Source organism: Streptomyces sp. NPDC048295 (assembly GCF_040652135.1).
In the GTDB taxonomy this organism is placed as follows: domain Bacteria; phylum Actinomycetota; class Actinomycetes; order Streptomycetales; family Streptomycetaceae; genus Streptomyces.
Window position 1 is genome coordinate 363,551 of the sequence record NZ_JBEZLL010000002.1, and the last position, 21,739, is coordinate 385,289.

The 21,739-nt window shown below is 68.7% G+C and carries 15 protein-coding genes and 4 pseudogenes; 7 read left to right on the top strand and 12 right to left on the bottom strand.

Features of this window, described 5'->3' with window-relative positions; translation table 11 throughout:
• Nucleotides 1-139 precede the first annotated feature (139 nt).
• The 3 genes from AB0D53_RS03945 to AB0D53_RS03955 are packed head-to-tail and all read right to left on the bottom strand — an operon-like array spanning nt 140 to nt 5,127.
• Complete coding sequence (locus AB0D53_RS03945; protein ID WP_362439672.1) at nt 140-2,335, bottom strand: GNAT family N-acetyltransferase; 2,196 nt, start codon at nt 2,333-2,335, stop codon at nt 140-142.
• A gap of 6 nt (nt 2,336-2,341) precedes the next feature.
• Nucleotides 2,342-3,280: an NUDIX hydrolase gene (locus AB0D53_RS03950; RefSeq protein ID WP_362439675.1), complete on the bottom strand. Its 939-nt coding sequence runs from the start codon at nt 3,278-3,280 to the stop codon at nt 2,342-2,344.
• Nucleotides 3,281-3,339: 59 nt separating this feature from the next.
• Nucleotides 3,340-5,127: an ABC transporter ATP-binding protein gene (locus tag AB0D53_RS03955; protein WP_362439678.1), complete on the bottom strand. Its 1,788-nt coding sequence runs from the start codon at nt 5,125-5,127 to the stop codon at nt 3,340-3,342.
• 1,012 nt (nt 5,128-6,139) lie between these two features.
• On the opposite strand from AB0D53_RS03955, the gene AB0D53_RS03960 reads away from it, so the two are divergent.
• Complete coding sequence (locus tag AB0D53_RS03960; protein WP_362439681.1) at nt 6,140-6,406, top strand: aldehyde-activating protein; 267 nt, start codon at nt 6,140-6,142, stop codon at nt 6,404-6,406.
• 666 nt (nt 6,407-7,072) lie between these two features.
• On the opposite strand, the gene AB0D53_RS03965 is transcribed toward AB0D53_RS03960, so the two are convergent.
• From AB0D53_RS03965 to AB0D53_RS03980, 4 genes and pseudogenes are all read right to left on the bottom strand, one after another.
• Nucleotides 7,073-7,261 carry a hypothetical protein gene (locus tag AB0D53_RS03965; RefSeq protein ID WP_362439684.1) on the bottom strand — a complete coding sequence of 63 codons (189 nt, stop codon included), beginning with the start codon at nt 7,259-7,261 and terminating at the stop codon, nt 7,073-7,075.
• A gap of 98 nt (nt 7,262-7,359) precedes the next feature.
• Nucleotides 7,360-7,596: a DUF2283 domain-containing protein gene (locus AB0D53_RS03970; RefSeq protein ID WP_362439687.1), complete on the bottom strand. Its 237-nt coding sequence runs from the start codon at nt 7,594-7,596 to the stop codon at nt 7,360-7,362.
• Nucleotides 7,597-7,730: 134 nt separating this feature from the next.
• Nucleotides 7,731-7,934, bottom strand: a pseudogene (locus tag AB0D53_RS03975) (cell filamentation protein Fic); the annotation flags it as partial.
• A 66-nt stretch (nt 7,935-8,000) separates the two neighbouring features.
• A complete protein-coding gene (locus AB0D53_RS03980; protein WP_362439690.1) occupies nt 8,001-8,606 on the bottom strand; it encodes a TetR family transcriptional regulator in 606 nt (201 codons plus the stop codon).
• Nucleotides 8,607-8,734: 128 nt separating this feature from the next.
• Here AB0D53_RS03980 and AB0D53_RS03985 point away from each other — a divergent pair, with 128 nt between their 5' ends.
• Together AB0D53_RS03985 and AB0D53_RS03990 are read left to right on the top strand one after the other, a co-directional pair.
• Complete coding sequence (locus tag AB0D53_RS03985; RefSeq protein WP_362439693.1) at nt 8,735-9,511, top strand: SDR family oxidoreductase; 777 nt, start codon at nt 8,735-8,737, stop codon at nt 9,509-9,511.
• An 8-nt stretch (nt 9,512-9,519) separates the two neighbouring features.
• Nucleotides 9,520-9,942: an SRPBCC family protein gene (locus AB0D53_RS03990; RefSeq protein ID WP_362439696.1), complete on the top strand. Its 423-nt coding sequence runs from the start codon at nt 9,520-9,522 to the stop codon at nt 9,940-9,942.
• Between the two features lie 730 nt (nt 9,943-10,672).
• Here the strand turns inward: AB0D53_RS03990 and AB0D53_RS03995 are convergent.
• The 3 genes from AB0D53_RS03995 to AB0D53_RS04005 all read right to left on the bottom strand — a co-directional run bounded on the left by AB0D53_RS03995 (nt 10,673) and on the right by AB0D53_RS04005 (nt 12,746).
• Nucleotides 10,673-11,803 (bottom strand): SpoIIE family protein phosphatase, encoded by a 1,131-nt coding sequence (locus tag AB0D53_RS03995; protein WP_362439699.1) that lies wholly within the window; start codon nt 11,801-11,803, stop codon nt 10,673-10,675.
• 311 nt (nt 11,804-12,114) lie between these two features.
• Complete coding sequence (locus AB0D53_RS04000; protein ID WP_362439702.1) at nt 12,115-12,366, bottom strand: hypothetical protein; 252 nt, start codon at nt 12,364-12,366, stop codon at nt 12,115-12,117.
• A 56-nt stretch (nt 12,367-12,422) separates the two neighbouring features.
• Nucleotides 12,423-12,746, bottom strand: a complete 324-nt coding sequence (locus tag AB0D53_RS04005; protein ID WP_362439705.1) for a hypothetical protein — start codon at nt 12,744-12,746, stop codon at nt 12,423-12,425.
• A gap of 1,790 nt (nt 12,747-14,536) precedes the next feature.
• Here AB0D53_RS04005 and AB0D53_RS04010 point away from each other — a divergent pair.
• Nucleotides 14,537-15,328, top strand: coding sequence for a glucose 1-dehydrogenase (locus AB0D53_RS04010; protein ID WP_362439708.1), 792 nt, complete (start codon nt 14,537-14,539; stop codon nt 15,326-15,328).
• A gap of 1,135 nt (nt 15,329-16,463) precedes the next feature.
• Here the strand turns inward: AB0D53_RS04010 and AB0D53_RS04015 are convergent.
• Nucleotides 16,464-17,126 (bottom strand): hypothetical protein, encoded by a 663-nt coding sequence (locus tag AB0D53_RS04015; protein ID WP_362439711.1) that lies wholly within the window; start codon nt 17,124-17,126, stop codon nt 16,464-16,466.
• Between the two features lie 187 nt (nt 17,127-17,313).
• On the opposite strand from AB0D53_RS04015, the pseudogene AB0D53_RS04020 reads away from it, so the two are divergent.
• From AB0D53_RS04020 to AB0D53_RS04030, 3 genes and pseudogenes are all read left to right on the top strand, one after another.
• Nucleotides 17,314-17,451 (top strand): annotated as a pseudogene (locus AB0D53_RS04020) (IS5/IS1182 family transposase); the annotation flags it as partial.
• A 208-nt stretch (nt 17,452-17,659) separates the two neighbouring features.
• Nucleotides 17,660-18,094 (top strand): annotated as a pseudogene (locus tag AB0D53_RS04025) (transposase); the annotation flags it as partial.
• A gap of 1,441 nt (nt 18,095-19,535) precedes the next feature.
• Complete coding sequence (locus AB0D53_RS04030; RefSeq protein ID WP_362439714.1) at nt 19,536-20,858, top strand: PQQ-binding-like beta-propeller repeat protein; 1,323 nt, start codon at nt 19,536-19,538, stop codon at nt 20,856-20,858.
• Nucleotides 20,859-20,938: 80 nt separating this feature from the next.
• On the opposite strand, the pseudogene AB0D53_RS04035 reads toward AB0D53_RS04030, so the two are convergent.
• Nucleotides 20,939-21,707, bottom strand: a pseudogene (locus AB0D53_RS04035) (transposase).
• Nucleotides 21,708-21,739: the final 32 nt, after the last annotated feature.

Sequence of the window (21,739 nt, forward strand, 5' to 3'; positions counted from 1 at the left end):
CGGCCCCCTCCACCAACGGCCCACAGGGGCTACGGCTTGACGAAGGCCATGGTCGGGCCCGAGCGGACATCGACGAGTGGCTCGCCGCTGTCGCGCACCGGAATCGCGACCACCCGCAGGTCGGCCATAAGGATGATGCTCAACTGTTTCCCCAGCCCCAGGAGTCGATATATGCGGCCACGCCGGTCCGGCGCGCCTCCTCCACAGCGCTCAGGCGCGCGAAGTCGCCGGGCGGCATCAGCTCCTTCCACCCGGGCAGAGGCAGGACGCGGACCTCGTCGTGTTCCTTCGGATTCAGGGTGATGGCACGGATCTGCGCGGCCGTGAGCCGACCGCCATCGAAAACACAACCGATCGTGGGACAGGGCCAGCCGCCGCCGGGCGGGCTGAACACCGTGGCCAGGAGCCGGGGCGGCCCGGCGGGCGTGATCCCGATTTCCTCCCCGCACTCCCGCACGGCCGTCTGCCAGGGGTGCTCGCCCGGGTCCGTCGTGCCGCCCACCAGCTGCCACGGGTACGCGGGGGAGTAGACGGAGTGGACCTGGAGCGGCCGGTCGTCCTCATCAGTGAAGTAGAGGCATCCCCACAGGGTTGCCTTGGGGACTGTCTCGGCATACTGCTCCAGCGTTGGCGAGGGCGTGTCGGCCGCGTTGCCCGGCCGCACGCCCGGGACGGTCATCTGCGTAGCCGTAGCCGTAGCCGTAGCCGTAGCCGTCATCCGCATCAGCGCAGGACTGCCGGCGAACCCCAGCTCGCGGTAGAGCGGTGCTGCCTCCTCGCTGGCGTGGAGCTCGAACAGCGTGACCTGTTCGGTGCGCAGGTGGTCGAGGAGGGCGGACGCCACGGCCCTGGCGTAGCCACGGCGCCTGACGTCCGGACGCGTAGCGACAACATGTACCCGGGCGGCAAGGCCCTTGGGACAGGCCGGTAACGGGAGTACGGGATGGATCAGGCCGAGGGCGCAGGCGTCGATCGAACCGTCCTCGGCATCGATGACGAACGCCCGCGTGTCCCCCGCACGTGCCAGCCGCGGCGTCAGATTCTCGGTGCACCGCAGGATCCACTCCTCGTCCATGGGCTTGGACAAGACATAGGCGGAGCGCAGCCGGACGATGCTCTCGGCGTCTGCGGGAAGGGCCGCGCGGACCACCGGTCGCCGGACTGTTCCCGGCGTTCTGGCCGCAGCGAAGGGGGCCAAGGGGTCGGTCATGAGCGTTCTCCAGTCCATGAGTCGCGGGAGCGGTGCTCGGCGCGCAGCCGGGGCCCACACATCGCGCGGACCGTGGACACGGACAGTGCCGTCACCCGGGCCGGCCACGGCCCAGGAGTTCTCCTCGGGGGCCACCACGGTGAGTGTGTCGGCCTGGAAGTGCCGCACCACCCCCGGAGCGAGATAGGCGGCGGCCGGCCAGAACCCGTACGTGTGATCCGGCGGCGGAGCCAGAGCGGTGGGGCGTTTCTTCCCGGGGCAGTCCGCGATCCGGGGGAGATGATGCCGGGCGGTGAGCCACGTGTATCCGTGCAGGGGGCGGTGGCCGCGAGGTCCGCCTTCCAGCACGGCCTCGACGTGCCCTGCCGGTGTGCGCGTCACCAGGCAGTGCCCGGGCCGGCTCGGCATCCGCGTCGCCAACGTGGTCACCAGCCGCCCGCCGGGGACGAGCTGGTCCACCCACGCCGACGGCAGACACGGCACGCCGATCCCTGAATGGATCCGGTCGTACGGCGCCCGCGGAGCGTGCCCGTCGAGTGCGTCACCGGCCACCACCCTCGCGCCGGCGCCGACCCGGTCGAGAGTCTTCCGGACGAACGCGGCCATGCGCACGTCCCGTTCGACACCGACCGCCCGCCCGGGCCCGGTGAGCGTCGCAGCGAGCGCGAGCGAGACACCCGGCCCGGTGCCGAGGTCCAGGTACCTGTGCCCTTCGGCGATCCGCATCCTCTGCAGGACTGCCACGGTGTACGGAGTGAACGTAGACTTCGCCGTCATGCGGCCCCCGCTCACCACGCCACGGACCTGCCCCTCCAGCTGTTCCCCGTCACGCTGGACCACGACCGACTCGCCCGAGTACACGAGGTCCTGCCACTCCGCCCGGTCCTTGCGGTGTGCTCCGTCGAGCAGCTCCCACACCACAGGCTCGCTGCCCTGTTCACTACGCCGCACATACGCCCGTGGCATCAGCACGCCGCGGTCCGGACGCGACAGCGCATCCCGCAGGCGTGGATCGGTCAACACCCCAGCCGCTTGAAGGCGTTCGACGAGCGCCAGACGCGCCGATGCTGCATCGACGACCCGGCCCTCGGCCACCGGGTCGGCCGTACCGGATTCGCGATTCACCGCAGTTCACCTGCCACCGGTGGCAGGCACCGCGGGCGCCCAGCCGAGCTCGGTGTACGCGGTACCGGTGAGGATGCCGTCGATTGCGGCACGGGTGTAGCGGACCATCGGCTCCGGCAGGCCGTCCAGCGGCCACCACTGCCAGGCCGTGCAGCTGTCGGGCTCGCGGACCTCCGGTTCCCCGAACCACCGGCTCGCCCGGAAGAACAGCTGGATCCGGGGCTCGGCGCCCTTGCGATCGTCGAGAACGTGCACGGTGTGCACCAGGGTGAGGTCTCCAGGCTCGACGACGATCCCGGCCTCTTCGTACGCCTCCCTGACCAGACACGCGCGAACGCTCTCCCACTCCACATGCCCGGCCAGGGCATGCCACACGCCACCCGCGAACTCCGCATCCGGATGACGCCGACCGAGCAGCGTACGGCCGTCGCGCTCCAGGAACAGGTGCGCGCCGATCACGTTCTTCACCGCTCCCGCCCCACCCTGACCGGCGTCGTCCGGTGACCCGGGCAGCGGCGGAGCGGGGTACTCGGAGTGGTGGGCCTCGATCACGTCATGAGCCCACGAGCACATCACCAGCTGCTCCATGGTGGCGATGTCGAACCAGGCGAACATGATCCCTTCGCTGACGGGCAGGTCGTGGGCGACGCCGTCCCAGCGGGCCGTGTAGACCTGGATGTGTCCCTCGGTGACGTTCGGGCCGTGGGCCTGCACGGTCGTGTAAGGGGTGATACCGGAGAGGACGAGCCCCGTCTCTTCGAGGATCTCGCGTTCGATCGCTTCGTCCAGGGTTTCGCCGGGTTCGGGCCCGCCGCCGACCAGGGACCAGGTACCGGGGTCGCAGATCGGTTTGTGTGCATCCCTCAGGTGAAGAAGGTAATCGCCCCGCCCGTTGACGATCAGGACGGCGGTGCTTGCGGGCTGGGAGGAGGTGGACGTGTTCAAGGAAATACCGCCTGGGTCTGGGGAGTTGATTGGTGTTTCGGGTACGCGCCCCCGAAGGGTCATCGCGTTCCCTGGTGCCGGTCGGTGCCGCTCCGCGGCGCGGGAATCGTGCCTGCTGCCGGCTGGTCGAGCCCGTACTGAGCAGCCTGGGCCTCGTACATCTGCCGGTAGAGACCCCCGTCGACAGCCATGAGCTCGCCGTGGGTGCCCTCTTCGGCGACGACGCCCTGATCGAGGACGTAGATATGGTCGGCTTTCGCTGTCGCGGCCAGCCGGTGCGTGACCAGTACAACGGCGTGACCGTGTTCTGCCAGCGACCACAGACGCTGAAAAGCGGCGATCTCCGCATGGGGATCGAGGGCCGATGTCGGCTCGTCGACGAGGAGGAACGGCGCAGTCCGGTACCAGGCGCGTGCGGTACCCAGCTTCTGCCATTGCCCGCCGGACAGCTGGACTCCACGCTCGTACCCCTTGAACACGATCGAGTCCCAGCCGTGCGGAAGATTCTCGACGAGGTCCTGCACGTCTGCGGCTCTGGCGGCTTCCTCGACCCGGTCCATGTCCCGGGGCCGGTCACCGATACCAATGGCCACGTTCGTTGCGGCGGTCATCTCCCAGCGTGGGAAGTCCTGGGCGAGTACCGCCACTTGGGCGAAGACCTGTGCCCGGTCCGCTTCACGCAGTTCGACCTGATCGCCGGATTCGCCTGCCCACCACACGTGGCCTTCGGAGGGCAGCAGCAGTCCGGCGAGGACACGGGTCAGCGTGGTCTTTCCCGAGCCGTTCGCGCCGACCAAGGCCGTTACTCGGCCGCGTCGGACCGACATGTTCACCCTTTTCAGAGAGGGGGACGTCGCCCCGGGGTAGGCGAACGACACGTTCTTCACGTGCACGGCGGACACGCGGGGCGGCAGCGGCGTGCCGGTGGACGGGATGGCGTGCTTGCCCGCCACCTCGGTGGCGTTCTTGGTGTCGGAGAGGAACAGCATCTCCTCGTAGAGCCGGTTGACCTGCTGCACCAGCGACGTCAGCCGTGCGGTGCACGTACGGATGGCGATGACCGCAGTCCCGCCGACCGCCAGCGGCAGACCGCCACGGCTCAACAGCCACCACAACAACCCGTAGCCGGCAAGGGAGGCCAGACCGGAGAACCCTCCGGCGACCAGGTCGGTCTGCGCCTGCGCCCGCGCCAGACGCCGCTGTTCGGTCTCCGACTGCCGCGACATCTCCTCGTATCCGGCCAGGAGCTTCTTGCCCGCCGCGTGCACACGGATCTCGCCCGCCGCATGGGGCCGGGTCAGATACGCCAGCAGCGAGGCGATCGCCCGCCGGTGATCGACCCAGTTCAGACGCGAGGTGTAGTCACGGCGAGCCGAGCGCACCGCACCCCATCCCTTGGGCAGGGCGATGGCCAGCAGCATCGGCAGCAAGACCGGGTGCAGCGCCGCCAGCACGGCGGCGGCCGCCACCATGCCGATCAGGACGTTGCCCACACCCACGGTCAGCCGCAGCATCGCGCGCGCCGAGTCCGTTCCGAACTTGCCCGCCTCCAGCACACGCTGGACCTCGGGCCGCTCGGTTGCCTCCACCTCGACCCGGGTCACGGCCTCGTAGTAGCGGGCGGACACAGCACGTTCCACCTGAGGCTCCAGCCGCCCGGACATCGCCGTCGACCACGCGGCCAGCAGCGCCGCTGCCACCGACACCACTGCCAAAACCATCAGGGACGGTAGTGACTCGCGAAGCCTGTCCGCGGTCGGGCCGTCGGCGAACAACTGCGTCAGGGCACTGTTGACCGCCACCAGACCCCACGCGGCGGTCACCCCCTGCCCGGCCTGCGCTGCCACGACCCCGGCCAGCGCCTGCCGGTCGACGTCCCACCCCGTACGCAGCACCATCCCGGCCATCCGCGGCAAGGCCGCCGCCATCTGACCGAACCCCAGCCGGGTCAGCGCGCCTTCGTAGCGCACGAAGCTCTGGTCCCACCTGAGCCGGCCCCCGTAGAGCTCCTGCTCGGCTTGCGAGATACCACCCTGTTCCTGTTTCCTGCGTGCTCTCACCGTCGGTACCCCCGCCCGGCGGACATCCGGCCGTCCGGCGTGTCCGTCCCTGGTGACCGGCGGTTCGGGAGCCGCTCGGTCGACCACCCCGTGTCCGGCCGTGACGAGCAGCGGGCGGACTCCCCAATCGGCTGCGTACCAGTGGCGCGATGGTCAGGGGCGGGCCGCAATCGTTCGAATCCGAGTGGCGTGTGCGCGGAGGCGGAAAGCGAAGTCATCGTGTCCTCCATCAGGTCATCGAATGGCACGGGTGCTCTAAGAACGGGCCACACGGCTCGCCGTAACGGGTGACGGCGAGGGGAATCCTGGATGCTTGTGCGAATACTGCGGTTTGCACCGGTCGCACAGGGACTGGGCGTTTGAAACGTCTCCGTTCGATGGATGGTCACCCCTTCGGCCGTATCGGTCGCGGGTTTCCGGCCAACCTGAAATCCTTGCCGACCCGTGCGGCGACCGTGCCCCTCCAGCAAGCACCGCGCGGCTTCAGGGGGGCGGCAATGGCCCGAACCTGCGCGGTCGCACCACAGCCGCGGATCCGGCGTGCCAGGCTGCCGCCCCGAGGCGCACTCAGCCGCCCCGGCTTCCGCCCGCCGCCCCGCCCGCTCGGGGCGAACCGGCGCGCCCGATGCCCCTGCCGCGACAGCGAGGAACTCCCATGCCGAACGACCACGCAACTGCCCAAGAGGTTTTCAGCGGTGGGTGCCTGTGCGGACACATCCGGTTCGAAGCGACCGGAGAGCCCTACGATCCCCACCTGTGCGCCTGCCCCCACTGTTCCCGCCTGTCCGGCGGCCCGCTCATGGCCTGGGTCGGGTTCCGCCGGACCGCCTTCAGCTGGACCGGGCCGGGGACGCCGCGCTCGTACCGGTCCTGGCCCACGATGGAGCGCTGGTCCTGCCCCGTGTGCAGTACGCCGCTCGGGGCGGCGGCCGACGGTGAGGAGTACCTCGGAATCTGCGTCTCGGCCCTGGACGACGGCTCCGGGATCATCCCTGTCGGGTACAGCTTCCGCCATAACACCCCTGCATGGCTTCCGCCCGTTCCCTCCACCCTGTCGCCGTCCTGAATGCCCGGAGGCGGCGAGCGACCCCAACGCCCGCCGGCCAGTTTGTCGCGGCATCCATGCGATCCGGCTCGGGGCGGGCCGGAATCTGCACGCACATCCGCCAGAACGAAGCCTCGGCGAGCGGCTTGACGGAGTACTGCCTGTGGTGGGCGATCTCCGCCGGCGATGGCGGAGCGGGCGCGTTGACCTGCTGCTCATTCATGGCGGCCGTAGTCGGTGTTGGTCCCCCCCCATGGTGGTCGTCCGGCAGGTCGTCCGGCTCAACCGCCATGCCGGGATGTCGAATACCTGTGTTCCGTTCGGTCCTGGAATCCTGGGACGGAGCGGGTGGCGGCGCGTGGAGGATGCATGGCCCCATTTCCTGCAACAAGTCTGTGGAGCTGCGAGGTTGGCGGAATCGCCGATGATGGAGCGTGTGATGCCGGGAGGGGCGCGTTGGTGCAAATCGACTCCGGCCCGACTTGGAGAATGCGCCCCCGTATGCCGAGGACCTTCGCTGGGACTGACTGTGCACGTGCTCGTTGGTCGTTGATCAGCTCGGCCAGGGTTACGCCGATGTGGGCGATGACGACGGTGGCGATCCCCCGCAGGCCACGGGGTGTCCGGAGACTGCCGTTGTTCTGCCCGGTGGCTACCAGACGGCCAGGTCGACCGCGTGGGCGCAGTTCAGTCGGTCGTCCAGCGCTCCTTTTCGCGTACGAGTGTGGGGAGTGCGGAGAGCGGGGCGGTCAGTGCGCCGGTGAGGCGTACATCGGCCGCGACGAGTCCATCGGCTTCGTCGACGGCGATGCAAAGCCGGATGCTGTCCTGTCCGGTGAGGAGGGAGCCGCACAGTGCCTGCCGATGGTCCGCCACCTGCCCCAGCGGCCGTTGCTCACCGGCAGAAGCGGCTCAAGCCGCTCCCACTGGGCAGCCGTCGGATCGCCCCGACTCCCCATAGCTCTTTCGACGAATCACGCGCTCGGCGGACGCCGCTCACGGTCGATCCTCTCGGCGCTGGCCAGCAGCTCCGGGTGCAACCGGCGTCTGGCGCTGAACAGCTCGATGCCCAGAAGTCGTCCGTGCGAGTCGTAGTCGAGTATCGCCGTGTCGTCCTCGGCAGGTACCTGTCGGACGGCCTCTCCTGGGGCGATCCTGTCGACGAGGTAGATGTACGCCATATTCGCCGATGCGTCGTACTGGACCCGCATTGCCGGCCTTCCCCGTCGTCGGCCGACCTGGGGCTCCAGGTCCTGGGCTTCAGGAGAGCTTACTGAAGCCGGAGATCGTCAGGACGCTGCCTGAGGGCTTGCAGAGAAGCAACCGGTTGATTCTCTGCAAGCCCTCAGGAGCCGGGAATCGCTGCTCTGCGCCGGGTCGCCGTGAGGTGGACGTCGATGTACCGGGTGAGGATCAGTGCGTCTGCGGGCTCGTCGGCCTGGAACGTGACACGGCGCAGCAGGCTGATCTCGTCGAGTGCGACACCTTCGCGGGCGAGGACGAAGACGAGGGTGAGGAAGGCGGACCTGGCGTTGCCGTCGTCGAAGGGATGGAAGAAGCAGACATCGAGATAGGCGCGGGCGGCCCGGGCTGTGGTGCTTGGGTTCTTACGGTCCTACCGGTCTTCGAGCCGGAGCAGGGCGAGCGTACGTGCGGAGACGTCTGTGACGTCATCGGGGCTGTCGTGCTCGGCCCAGTACTCCAGCGCGACGGTGATGGCGTCGATGACCACGGCCGCGAGCAGCCTCGCTTCCAGACTGTCCGCCGCCGGTCCGCCCCGGGCCGCCAGCACGGGCGCGAGCCGGTCCTGCATCGAGCGTGCAGCCGCCAGCCAGCGCATCCGGATCTCCGGCACGCCGCCCATCACGCGGATCAGTTCCCGGGTGCGGGCGGGGCCCGAGGGCCGCAGGCCCTCTGCCGACGCGATGAACGCCTCCTGCACGGCGGCCGGCAGCGGCACGTCGGACGGCTGCCGCTCCAGGTGGTCGACGAGACCGACGACGCCCCCCGTGAGCAGGGGAGTGAGGGCGTCTTCCTTCGCGGGGCAGTGCCGGTAGAAGGTGCGCAGCGAGATCCCCGCGGCACGGGCGATCTCGTCGACCGTCGTCGCGTCGTAGCCACGCCGGATGAAGAGGTCGGCAGCGGCCTCGGCGATGTCCAGCCTGGTCGTCTCCCGGCGCCGTTCGATCAACGTGGGGCGCGGTGTGTCGGCGCCTGCCATGACGGTCCTCCTCGTGGGGCGGGCGTTGCCCGGCCTCAGTCTGGCACAACTGAGCCTCATGGCATGTTGTGCCAGGTTGGCGTAGAGTGGCGTAGCGGACGGGGGTCACAAGCAGTAAGGAGTACGACGTGTCTCGTACCTATCTGGTCACCGGAGCCGCATCCGGCATCGGTAAGGCCACCAGGGACCGACTGCAGGGCGCAGGGCACCGGGTCATCGGCGCAGATCTCAAGGGCAGCGACATCGCGGCCGACCTCTCCACTTCCGAGGGGCGCGCCCAACTGGTCGAACGCGCCACGGAGCTGAGCGGAGGGCGACTGGACGCCGTGATCGCCTGCGCCGGGCTGTCGCTCTTCGATCCGCTCACTGTGAAGGTCAACTGCTTCGGGGCGTTCGCCACGCTGGAGGGACTCCGTCCGCTGCTCGCGGCCGGCAACGACCCACGGGCGGTGGTCGTTGCCTCGGTCGCCTCCGTCCACCCGGCCGACCAGGCGATCGTCGAGGCGGTGCTCGCGGGCGACGAGGACGCGGCCGTCCGCGCGGCCCAGGCAGCCGCGGACCGCGGCGCGGGCGGTGTCATCTATGGCTCGTCCAAGCAGGCCGTCGCGCGCTGGGTGCGCCGGACCGCGATCACGGACGAGTGGGCCGGCGCGGGGATCCCCCTGAACGCCATCGCCCCCGGCACCATCGTCACGCCGATGACCCGGCCGCTGCTCGACGACCCGCAGTCACGCGCTGTCGTCGACGCCAGCGTCCCGATGCCGCTGCACGGACATGCGAGGCCCGAGCAGGTCGCCCCGCTCCTGGACTGGCTGACCACACCCGAGAACACCCACGTCACCGGCCAGGTCGTCTTCATCGACGGCGGCGCCGACGCCGTGCTGCGCGGGGACGGTGCCTGGTGAACGACACCATGCCAAGGACGCTGAAGCGCACTGCCGTCGTCACGGCCTCTCCCGAGCAGGTCTGGGACCTCGTCGGAGACTTCCACGGGCTGGCCGACTGGCACCCGCAGGTCCCCCCGTCGACGGTGGGCGAGGACGCTGCGGTGCGTGTCTTCGCCATCGACGGAAAGGTCCTGGCCCGCGAACGCCTGCTCTCCCGCGATCCCGGCGCCCGCTCCTACACCTACACCGTGCTCGATCCGATGCTGCCGGTCACCGAATACGTCGCCACGCTTGCCGTCCTGCCGCACGACAGCGGGGCCACCGAAGTCGTCTGGTCCGCCCATTACCGGGCCGCCGAGGAGACCGTGCCCCAGGTCGAGGCTGTCTTCGGGGACGGCACCTACGGCAGCGGACTGGCCGCACTCCAGGAGAAGTTCGCGCAGCGGTAGCCCCCGGGTCGGCTGCTCCGCGGACCACCGTCCGGAAGAACCGGCCTCGGACCGAATGGAGACTGGAACCACTGGTCCGGAGCGGGGCAGCCGCGGGAGGAACGGGCAGTTCCCGTATGAACCGGTCCGGTTCGCAGCTGATCGCGGTGCAGGGCAACCGCAATTGGAGGAAGGACGACAAGACCCTCGGGAACTGGAGCCCCTCGCTCCATTCGTATCACCCACCCACAGCCGGGCCTGGATCGGCGTGAAGGCCACACCACCTCACCGCCGACCCCGCCGAGGCCACCTCCCGCTCCCGGATGTTCGACACCTGCGACAACCGACCTCACCGAGCAGGCCAACCGGGCGTTGCGCCCGGTGAACCGCGGCTGGATCGCCGGATCACGGACGACCCCGTCCGTGACCGACCTGTCGCGAGGGAACAGAAGCAGGACACCCCGCCCCGGCCCCCTTCTCCCTGCGGCGCCTCCAGGGCCTCCAGCCCGTACGAGCGGGTTCGACTACGGGCCCGGCCGAGCGGCGTGATCATGCGGACCGGGTGGAGTCGGTGGACTCGGCCACCGAGGTGTGCGTCGCGCACACCAACCTGCCTCAGCGCGCCCCGACGCGCCGTCAGAATCACGCGCACCCAACAACGTGACAGTGCCGTCTTGAGGTGTGGCGTGCACCGACATCGCAGCGGGGCATCTGCGTGGTACTTCCCGGAGTGAACGCGTGGACCGTCGGGTTATAGGGGCACGATGACGAGTGAGGTGTCGTCCCTGTTGCCTGTCGACGGGAACAGGTCGGCCAGCAGGGCATCGGCGAGGGCTTCGGCGTCGGTCCCGCAGTGGCGGGCCAGAGAGTCGGCGAGCCGGTCGAGGCCGGTGTCGATGTCCTCGCGCCGGCGTTCGACCAGGCCGTCGGTGTACAGCACAAGGGACGCGCCTTCGGTGAAGGGCGTGGTGGCCTGCGGCCGGGTGCCGTGATCGAGGCAGGCGCCGAGCGGCGGGTCGGTGGCCTGGTCCAGGAACTCGACAGTGCCGTTGTTCCGCAACAGGACCGGCGGCAGGTGGCCGGCGCTGCTGTAGGTGATGATGTGGGTGTTCCAGTCGACGAATGCGTTGGCCACCGTCGTGTTCCCGGCGCCGGCGACGGAGTGGGCGTACAACTCAAGGATGTCCAGGGCCTGGGCGGGACCAACGGAGGAGCGCGAGGCGGCGCTGAGCGCGCTGCGCAGTTGCCCCATGACACTGGCCGCGGACAGTCCGTGACCGACCACATCGCCGACGGCGACTCCGAGGCGGTCGCCCGGCAGATCCACCAGGTCGTACCAGTCGCCGCCCACTTCCAGCGTGCCGACGGCGGGCCGGTAGCGCACGGCCACGGGATGGCGCCCGGCCGGGCGAGGAGCGGGCAGCATCGCCTCCTGCAGACTCAGTGCGACCACGCGGGCCTGGATGAGTTCGGTGACCTCCTCCACCCGGTGCAACAGCAGCGCCACCCGCCCGTCCGCGTCCAGGACGGGGATGTTGGTAATGCTCCAGTAGTGCGCTTCCGCCGTCCCGGGCCGCGCGGCGGTGGCCTCCGGGATGCCCTCCGGTTCGAACCGCTGCAGCTCCATGGTCTCGGCCCTGCCGGTCTCCGAGACCCGGCGCAGTGACTCCTCGATGTTGCGTGCCACGGCGGCATTGGGGTGGCTGGGCCTGTCGACGTAGTCGTCGGGCATGTAGCTGCCGATCACGTGCTCGCGGCTGCGGCCGACAATGAGCAGCCATTCCTTGTTGACGTCCGTGAAGAAAAGCTGCGGGGTCAGGAGAGCCACCGCCCCGGGAAGGGCCTGGAACACCGCCTTGTAGTCGATCTCCGGTTCCCTCATGACTGTCCCGCCTGGACGCAGCGATACCTCCCTTACAGGATGTCGCTTCCAGGCGGTGTTCGCCTCCGGGTGGTGCCTCAATGGTCCCTCTGCGGTACAGGGAGGCGGTTCTTCGACCTCGACAGGACTGCCTGCAGGTAGTTGTCCCGGCGATCCCGCGCCGGCGTCCATACTGTCCAACAGACGATCAGTCGCTTGAAGCAGTCTTGCGCGGTGACCACGCGATACGACATGCTTGCCTATGTCTTCCTTGGCATCGCCACTGCCGCAACCGTGGTCATCCCGCTCCGGACCTGACGATCGGACGCAGCTCAGCTACCGCCCTTGGCAACGGGCCGCTGATGCCCGCAGGGCACCAGTACGTCGTTCCCGTCGAAGACCTCGGCGTCATGACCGGCGTTCACCCACACTGTGATGCCTTGGTCATGCACGGCCACGTTGAACGGCGACTGCTCCGGTTCCGCCTCGGTCACCACCGTGAACTCCTCACCCGGCCGCATCAAGTGATCGGTTCCCCATGGCTCGACCCACAGGCGGACCATGTTGCTGGTCTCGTTGCTCACGCTCGTCCTTGACACGCTCGCACCCCTGACCAGCAACACGATCGACCTGGCAGTTCCTAGTCGACGCGGTCCACCCAGGCGCTCACGACGTACTGCGCACCCCACGGATTGGAGGCGGTCGAAGTCTGGCCGACCGGAGCCCAGTTACCGAGGATGATGCGCTGCGGAAGTCTGGGGTCGAGCGGGTTGAGCACCGCGTGAATCCGGTGCTGACCGGTACCGCTGGTGCAGAGGCTGGAGAGGGTGCTGCTCCCGGACAGGACGGTGCAGTCGCCGGGCGCTGCCTGGGCGGCGGGTGCCGTGGCCAGCAACATGCCCGCCGTGGCCGCCGCGAAGGCCACAGCACCGGCGAAACCGCGCTTCCTGGAAGGGGACTTCATGAACATGGGGACTCCTTCATCCGATGACGACGCGTGAGGGGAAGAGGCGCATGTACAGGTGGAGCGAGGAGAGGAGCGATCCGGCTTCGACGGGCGGATTCCATGGGGTGCCACGGACGCCGCGGATACCAAAGCGTGACAATAGATGTGAAAGCAGGTGATTACCTGCTTGATCGCGAGTCAAATCCTGCCCAGGTGCGCGGCTTCCGGCAAGAGCTTCGCCAGATTTGGTACAGACCAATTATTGGCCCGTCAGGCGCGCGAAGGGTGATCAAGGTCTTCCGCCGGCGAGCCAACGCCGTGCGCAGCACGGCGAGTTGGCCGCTGACGCGCAGGGCGTGTCCACTGACGACAGCTGCCAGAGCTGTGCCCGCGTACGCGAGAGCGGACCACCCGCACTCGTGGCGGAGCCGGGCCAGTTCCGCCGCCAGTACTTCCGGCCGGGGTTTGTCGGGCTCGGATTCGGTGGTGCGCGAGCTGGGTGCCTGCTGAAAGACGCCGCCACCCGGGCCGGCGCGGCGCCGCAGTGTCCGGCAGCGTCCTTGACCTGGTCGCCGACGACCTGGCCGCGCGCCGGCGGCGAGGTGGTCGCCACCGCGGTCGGCGTGCGTCTGCCGGCCCTGCACCGCTACGCCGGCGAGTTCACCGTCGCGCCCCCCGAGTCGTACGCCTTCGACCCCGGCCGACCGTTGCCGGTCGCCGCGTGGCTGTGCTGGAGCGGCCGCGGCCCTGTTGCTGGTCGCCTTGGACCCCGGCCGGCTCCTGGCCGCGGTGCGCGGGCACCTGCCCGGCACCGACCGGCACCTCGCGCATGCCCTGCTCATGGGCCAGGGCATGCTCGGCGATCCGCGCGCCACCTGGATGGAGTTGAGCGTCGGCTCCGGTGGCGCGGCTGCTGTCTGTCGGCTCCTGGCCACGCTCGACGCCCACGCCCCGCGTCGTCCGGGCCCGGGCGACACCCCGCTGGAGCCGCGCGCCCACCGCATCCTGGACGATGCGGCACGGTGGTGGAACACGGAGCTGGAGGCCGGCTTCCGTCCGGCGTGCTCGCCGGCGTCGGAGAGTTCGGCCATGTCTTCCTCGGCGCAGCCGCCGCAGCAGCCCTCGCCATTTGGCTCCGAACGCGATCGGCGGACAAGTCCTGGCGTTTCGGGTCGTGGCCCTGGTCGGACGGGCGGCAGACGCCGGGCAGAGCAGCTTCCTCCGGCATGCCCGCACTCTGAAGCTCGACGCGCAGACCTCGCTGCCGACGCCGGTCGTGTACAGGCAGGCCTGCCGGACGGCTGCGGACAGCCGGATCGAGGGGGTTCTGCCGGCCTACGACCAGGTCTGCGCCTACGGGCTGCCCGCCACCGAGGGCAGGCACGGCGACCCTGTCGCCCGGTGGAGGTGGTGGAGTCGGGCGAGCTCCAGTGCCTGGTCCTCGCCGCCGTCGCCCCGTGGGCCAACCGCGACGTCCTCGCCCGGCAGATCGCCTGCGAGGAACATGCTGAACAGCCCCCGCGAGAGAAACAGGACGACTGCCGCAGATCAGACCGGGAGCTGAGAGTCCCGCCCAAACGAACAAGGGCGGGGACGGGGACGGGGACGAACTGAGATCGGCCCCTGAGGCATCTCGGCGCCAAGCCCCCACGGCCTCCCGCTGAGTCGGAGAACGGGACACATTGTGCTCATATCTGCCATCAAGGCTGAGGGCACAATGCGCCATCGAGCCCGCACCGCATCACCGAATCGAACGCCCCTCTGGTGAAAGCAGTGTGACGGCCCGCCGCTTCAGGTTTACTCGCGTCATGAACGATCGGACATCCTCAGCGCACAACACCGGCCTGCTGACCGGCAGGACCGTGATGATCACCGGAGCGTCGAGCGGCATAGGTGAGGCCGCAGCGCGACTCTTCGCCTCCGAAGGCGCGGCCGTCGTCCTGATGGCCCGCCGCGAAGACCGGCTCAAGGACCTTGCCCATGAGATCGAGACATCCGGCGGACAAGCAGCCTGCAGCGTCGGCGACGTGGCGCGGGCCGACGACGTCGAGCGCGCCGTGGCGACAGCCGTCGAACGCTTCGGCCGCCTCGACGGCGCCTTCAACAACGCCGGCTACGCCGGCTCCGCCTTCGGCCGATCGCACGAACTGCCGGAAGAGGATTTCGACCGCATCATGGATGTCAACGTACGCGGGACATGGAACTGCCTGCGCCGTCAGATTCCCGTCATGCTGGACGCCGGCCACGGGGCGATCGTCAACACCGCCAGTTCGGCAGGCCTCATCGCCACCGGCGCACCATCCCCTTACGTCGCGGCGAAGCACGCTGTGCTGGGCCTGACGAAGGCCACGGCCGCCGAGTACGGGGCGTACGGCATTCGCGTCAACTCCCTGGTTGTGGGCACCACCAGGACGGAAATGATCAACGCGGCGGTGGCGGCCAACCCGGCTCTGGAGGAGGTATTCGTCGCACGCCAGATCCAAAAGCGGATGGCAGAACCGCAAGAGGTGGCGGAAGCGGCCCTGTGGCTGCTGAGCGACCGCTCCTCGTTCGCCACCGGCAGCCATGTGGCGGTGGACGGCGGCATTCTGGCCATCTGAGCGGCAAGGAACGCGGGGCGGCCGACGCTGCCTGGCACCCACCCACGGGCGTCGCCGTGATCACGCCGACGGAGCACAACACCGTTCACCGAGCCGAGCCCGAAGCAGCCCGGGAAGCCGGTGACCGTCTTACGGGACCAGAGCGCGAACACCACCCACAAGGGCAGGGCGGAGTGGGAGAACCACCCGAATGCCACGCCGGCTCAGGTACTCATACGGGGCCGTCACAGCAGCGAAGGCGAGTACGTGGTCGTACGGCTCGTCGGCCACGGCCTCCTTCTGGCGGACCCGCCGAGGGGGCGCGGGCGGCGGACGGAGACCTGGCGGCTGTGCGGCTTTTGTTCGCCGCGGGGGCGTACGGGCGCCTGCGCCAGGCGCTCCCTGTGCTGCTGGCCCGCGCGAGAGACCGCGAGGGCAGGACCAGTGAACGACGGCTGGGCAACGGGTGGTGTGGGTCCTCGCGTCCCAACTGGCGTTCAGGGGCGGCTCCCTGGAGAAGGTGGCCGCCTTCGCGGCCCAGGCCGGGGCGACGGCCCCATGCTCCGGCCCGGCCGGTGGTAGTCGCGGCTGCGGCGCGGGCGGCCGCGACTACCACCGTGCGGTACCCCGCCGCGCCCAGCCCGGCTGCCCAGCTGCCCGGAAATGGTCGTGACGTTCGAGCTCGCCCCGTAGCCGGTCCGTTCCCGCCGCTCTGGCCCGGTCGGGCGGCCGAGGGCGCCCGCAGAGAAGAAATCCCCGGCGCTGCTGGTGCAGAGCGGTCGCTGGGGGCTTCGTGACGGTCGTCCAGCACTGACGGGGGAGGCGATACCGGACGACGTGCAAAGGGAAAGCCGCAGTGGGCACGTCCCGGCGGACACAGCGTTCTGGAGCTGGCGCGGCCGCTGGTGCGGACCCCCATGGTGTGCAGGCCCGACCTGGTCCCGGGCAGGGGCCGCGAAGGCCGCGGCCGGGCAGTTGTCGGCCTGGCCCGTCACGAACGCGGCGAGCAGGCGCCAACCATCCTGCCTCGGGCAGCCTGGCCGGTCGACCGGCCGCGATCCGGTCCGCCCGCGCACAAGGATTCTTAGGCATGGGAAGCGGTGTTGGCCCGCGTATGGTCCGGATCTTGAGGTAGGGCGCCGATTGGCGCAGAACACTAGCTTCGGATCATTTCCAGCTTGCCGAGCTCAGCTGAGGGCGCTTCTGGACCGTTCCAGCCAATCCAGCGGGTTTCACTGATGTCGGCGACGAGCGCGGAGTCAACGCTCCAGAAGCTGTGGCTGGGTTCTTCGAAGACGTACCAGCCGTCCAGCCAGAGAGGGATTGACTGGTCGGGCAGGGCCGCCGGCTCGCAAGTGGTGGCGAGGTTGCGACATCCGAAGACCGTTTCTTGGAGCACGAAGCTCGTGAGGAACTGTTCGAGAGAGGGTGTCAGCGGGGTGTACTCGTCTTCCGAGTCGTCGTCCCACATCCAGTGGGCGTTGCTCAGCACGACGGGTGCCGCTGGACTGGCGGCTGTAACACGACATGTCCAGCTGTCCTGGTTCTCGCTGAGGAACTCGACCGTTCCATCGTGAAGGCTCAGGGCCTCGGCGCGTACAAGCACATCTTGTTGTTGGAAGATCCCGGGCGAGTCCGGCAAGTGCTCCTCCGGATTCGGGCCGGGCCAGCGTCCGGCATGGCGATACAGGCGTCGGAGCGGCACTGGGAGGAACTCGGGAAGTTCCGTCTCGGTCAGGCCATAGCTCGGTTGGCGTGGACCGTGCCACGCGGTGATAAATCCCTCAAGCCACTCAACCGAACCATCCGATGCCCGCATGACACCACAATAGACAAATCCGAATGGGGGCGTGAGACGCGTGAACGGGGCGACGACGGTCGACGGTCACGCGAGCGCAGGGAGTCTCGCAGCCAGGTGGTGATTGCTGTCAGAACTCGTAACACGATCTTGCTGAAACGTCCTGGTTGGTTGTGACCGGTGTGATGATTCGGCTGTTCGTGATGTTGTGGGTACTCGACCGTGGATCGTGGACCACGAGTTGTGGGCGCTGATTGAACCGCTGCTGCGTCCTTGGCCGGAGCGGTCGCCGGGGCCGAGACCGGTGTCGGACCGGCTCTGTCTCCAGGGCATCCTGTTCGTCCTCTACAACGACAGGTGGGTCATCGAACGGACCATGTCGTGGCTGACAGGCGGTGGGCGATGCCTGCGGGGCGGGTGGGGTTGTGGGTGGGGCGGAAGACTACGTGCTCCTGTGTCGTCCCAGGATGTCCGGTCTCCGCGGTGGTGTGCTTCCGTCGCCATCGCTGTGCGCCTGGGAGCACTCGGTCCGGCGCGGTACGCCGGAAGCATGCATCACCGACATGCTCGGCCTTCTCCTCACCGTGCTGGTGACCGCGGCCGGCGTGCAGGACTCTGTTGCCGGCACCGCGCTGCTCGACCAGGTCGCCGCCAACCATCCGGGCATCCGCAAGGTGTGGGTCGACGGCGGTTACCGCCAGCACCTCGTCGAGCATGCCGCCACCCTCGGCATCGACATGGAGATCACCGCCCGCAAGCCCGGGAACAGAGGCTTCACTCCCATTCCGAAGCGGTGGGCGGTCGAGCGAACCTACGGCCGGCTCATGCTCCACCGCCGTCTGGCCCGAGACTGCGAAACCTTGCCCACCCGCTCCGAAGCCGTGATCCACCTTGCCATGACCGACCTCATGTCCCGCAGCCTCACCAGGAAGAACACCATCTCCTGGCGTGACCCGAAGGAGACCACAGAACATCCCATCTCAGGATGAAACATCGAACGAAAACGACCTCTCAAGAGTGTGACGTCGACGCCTTCAGTGCCCCGCTGTACGTACTGGGCCAGCAGTCTCTTTGCAGGTTGCAGGGAAACTGAGGCCCTTACTGCTGGCGCTCGGGTCGGTTCGTGAGACGAATCAGGTGAGGAGATGGCGCGGCAGCTCCCGGTTGCCGACGGCCGGCCCTCACCTTGCTTTCTCTCCGGCCAGCCGCCGCGCGATTTCCGTAGTGTTCTCCGGTGCGTCGTACGCGCAGCGGATGTACGGGCAGACCAGATCCGGTGCCAGGACGGCGTGCAGGGTGAACATGACGTGCCATGCCTGCTGTCGTTCTTCGGCTTCCTCGAACGGTCCGAGGTGGGTGCGTACTTCGCGAGCAAAGTGGTCAATGAATGCCTGGGGAGTGGCCGCCTGACGTCCGGGCGGTGGCTGGCGGGTCGGCGCGGAGCGCGGCCTGGAGGAAGACTGCGAAGTCCTCTTCCGTGAGAAGGCCGGCCATCGCACGAGTCAGGTAGACCGCTGCTGTGTACCGCTTTGGTTGGCTACGGTCCTTCCTCGGACCGAACCGCTCCCTCAGCAGGTCGGCGAGTTCGTCGGGCTAGTCCATGAGGTTCCTTGTTTTCACGCGGACACCAAAGCCATCGCCGTCCGTCCGGGGCTCGCGACTTGCCGCGGAGCCCATGAAACGCAAAAGGCCCATATCTCCCTACTGGGCGCAGGACGGGTACGGGCCTTCACGGTGCGCTGGGGAGGGTGAGGCTACCCAGGTCGCGGTCGCGCCTTCGTACGGGCCGCGATGCGAGACGAAGCCGTTCTCCACGGCATCCTCGCCGAGGGCCAGATGCATTCGGTCTCGCTGCGCTTCATGGGGTGGGTTCCTGTTCGCGGGTGAGGTGGGGCCAGGGGAGTACGAGGCCGTCGTTGGCGGTGCGGGGAACGAGGTAGCCGTGAAGGTGTTCTTCGCGATCTGGGTGTCTCGCGACAGGGAGATTCCAATGCCATCAGCGCACCATGTTCACCCAGATGGGCGTGGGCTGTACGGTCAGCGCCTTGCCCCGATGAAATCCGTTGATGTACCCCGCCGCCCGGCGGGAACATGAGCTGCCGCCGTGCCGCGCTCTGGACGGCGGTCGTTCATGTGCCGCTTTGGGAGGAACCCTGTATGACCCTCGTGCCGACTGTCCGACGTGTGCTCGGCAACGGCCCATTCGCCGAGATCGGAGAACCCGCTCTGGCCGTCGTTGACGAGTGCTCGCGGACGGTCGCTGTGGGTGGGGACCTCGGACATATCCAGTGGAGTGGCAGTGGGACCGCGGACTCCCGATGGACGGGACACCGCATCGGTGTCTATGAGCGGGACGGGCTGCGGTGTCGGCACCTGGTGCGGTCGAGGTACCCCGTTCGGTCTCTCGCCTTCCATCCCGTTCTTCCCCTGTTGGCCGTTGGTACGGGGAGCTACGACGGTGGCTACTCGTTCGAAGGCGAGCTGCTGCTGATCCACCTGGGCTCCGGCGACGTGGTGTCCGCCCTGCAGTATCCGCGGGAGGTGCTCGACTTGGAATGGCGCAGCGAGACGGCACTTCGTCTGGTCTTGGCGCCGTGTGACGACTGGGAGAACCCACAGGCACACGAGCAAGGGCATGCGGTCGTTGTGGCTCGCTCAGACTGGGGTGCCGTCGGGCAGGGGGCGATCGGCGCCGAGGAGCTGGCCGCCCCCGCGGAAGCGGCCGTCCAGCCCGATCACAGCGCGGAAGCCCGCCGAATTCTCACGGACCTCGCGGTCTCTGCCGGTCGACAGTGGTCCGTACGTCGGCGGGTGTGGGCTGTCGAAGGTGCGGAGGACGGTCGCGTGCTGGCCGCTCTGGACGGGGTCCTGGCGGAGTCGTGGCTGCCATCAGGCGACTTGCAATGGGTGGTCGAGGACGAGGAAGGCGGCCGACAGCTGGTTCTGGCCTCCGACGGCACATCGGTCTGGACTAATGCCGAACGCCGCAGTCGGCGCAAGGGAAGGCGCTGGGAGGCATCTGTACCCCGAGTCGCCCGGATCGCCGTCGGCACAGGGCAGGTGCTGGAGACCCTGAGCCCTGGCGTGTTCACGGTTCTCGTCGCGGGCGGCCAGAGGACGATCCTGAGGCCGTTGGACGGCCGCCGCAAGCACCCCGACCGGCTGATGATGTTCGACCTCGACGGTCCGGTGAACGGTCCGGAAGTGGGCCACTTCGACCTGTTCAATCACCCGTTCGCGGTCCGTCGCGCAAGCCGCCCGTACGTCCTGGTCGGCACTGACCCGGACAAGCCGCACAAGGACAAGTGGGTCACCGACCTGGACCCCGATGGGACATTGCGGCGGCTCTTCCCCCACTCCTGGGTACCGTCAGAACACCATTTCGGGGGTCCCGCAGCAGAAATCGGGCAGTCCCTGGTCTATGCCGGCGCCGTCCATCACGGCCATGGACTCCAACCCGGTGGCGCCTACGTAGTGCGGCGATCTCTGAACGGCTCGGTGCGGTGGCAACACCGCACCGATCATCCCGCCACCGCCCTCGACACCGACGGGCACACCGTCTACGTGGCCTACAACTCCGGCGCCCTGACAGCACTGGACGCCAACGACGGCTCGGTGCGATGGCATACCGATCTTGAGATTGACGGAGCACCGACCACAGCACTGTCCCTCGCTGTGGCACCTCGAGGGAACTTGCTCATTGGGACCGTCGACGGCCGGATCCTGGAGTGTCCGCCTCGGCCTTGCCCCTGAGAGCGCAGCTTTCAAGGCCTGTCCCGCAAATGATCTTCGAGTCGCCTCGGCCGTGGTTGGCCGCAGTGCGGCCCGCTGGTCTATCCGGTCGGGGTGAGGTTGTGCATCCGGGCGATGTCGAGCAAGGCGTGGTGGACGCCGTCGCCTTTGAGACGGCAGTCGCGGAGGATCTTCCACGCATTCATGCGGGCGAAGACGTGCTCGACGCGGGCTCGGACCTGTTTGTGGGACTTGTTGTGTTCCTCCTTCCAGGCCGGGAGCTCGGTCTGGCCACGCTTGCGGCGGTGCGGGATGACGAGTCCGGTGCCCGGGTAGCCGCCGTCGGCGATCGTGAGGGTCTTGCCGACGGCGGCCTGGCGCCGGACTCCTCCCATGCCTTGCAGTCGTTGCGGTTCCCGACGAGGGGCCGACCGACCACGACGACCAGGCGGGTGTGGGCGTCGAAGACGACCTGGTGATTGGTGGAGTACCGGTAGTTCTTCGACCGCTCGGCCACAGCGTGGTCCCGGGTGGGGGCCAGGGTGCCGTCGACGATGAGCACGGTGCCCTTGGCGAACCGCTTGCGGGACTGGAGGGCGAGCATCGGCCCAAGGTGGTCGATGATCCGGTCCGCCGGCGACTTCGAGATCCCGAACGACGGGGCGAGCTGGCGCATGGTCAGGTTCGTGCGCCAGTACGCCGCGACGAGCAGGGTCCGGTCCTCCAGCGGAAGGCTCCACGGTCGGCCCCTGCGGACCGCGTCCGCACCCTCGCGCCGCAGCACCATCACCAGCTTCCCGAACTGCCTCGGACTCAGCCCGGAGAACGGGGCTGTCCAGACGGCTCCGACGCCGTGATCACACCAGCCACATCAAGATCATTACAGTTGCCGGCCTGCCAGC

Coding starts and splice junctions, on each gene's coding strand:
- AB0D53_RS03960 (WP_362439681.1), top strand. CDS start 6,140: ATGGCCTGGGTCGGGTTCCGCCGGACCGCCTTCAGCTGGACCGGGCCG.
- AB0D53_RS03970 (WP_362439687.1), bottom strand. CDS start 7,596: ATGCGGGTCCAGTACGACGCATCGGCGAATATGGCGTACATCTACCTC.
- AB0D53_RS03980 (WP_362439690.1), bottom strand. CDS start 8,606: ATGGCAGGCGCCGACACACCGCGCCCCACGTTGATCGAACGGCGCCGG.
- AB0D53_RS03990 (WP_362439696.1), top strand. CDS start 9,520: ATGCCAAGGACGCTGAAGCGCACTGCCGTCGTCACGGCCTCTCCCGAG.
- AB0D53_RS03995 (WP_362439699.1), bottom strand. CDS start 11,803: ATGAGGGAACCGGAGATCGACTACAAGGCGGTGTTCCAGGCCCTTCCC.
- AB0D53_RS04005 (WP_362439705.1), bottom strand. CDS start 12,746: ATGAAGTCCCCTTCCAGGAAGCGCGGTTTCGCCGGTGCTGTGGCCTTC.
- AB0D53_RS04010 (WP_362439708.1), top strand. CDS start 14,537: ATGAACGATCGGACATCCTCAGCGCACAACACCGGCCTGCTGACCGGC.
- AB0D53_RS04015 (WP_362439711.1), bottom strand. CDS start 17,126: ATGCGGGCATCGGATGGTTCGGTTGAGTGGCTTGAGGGATTTATCACC.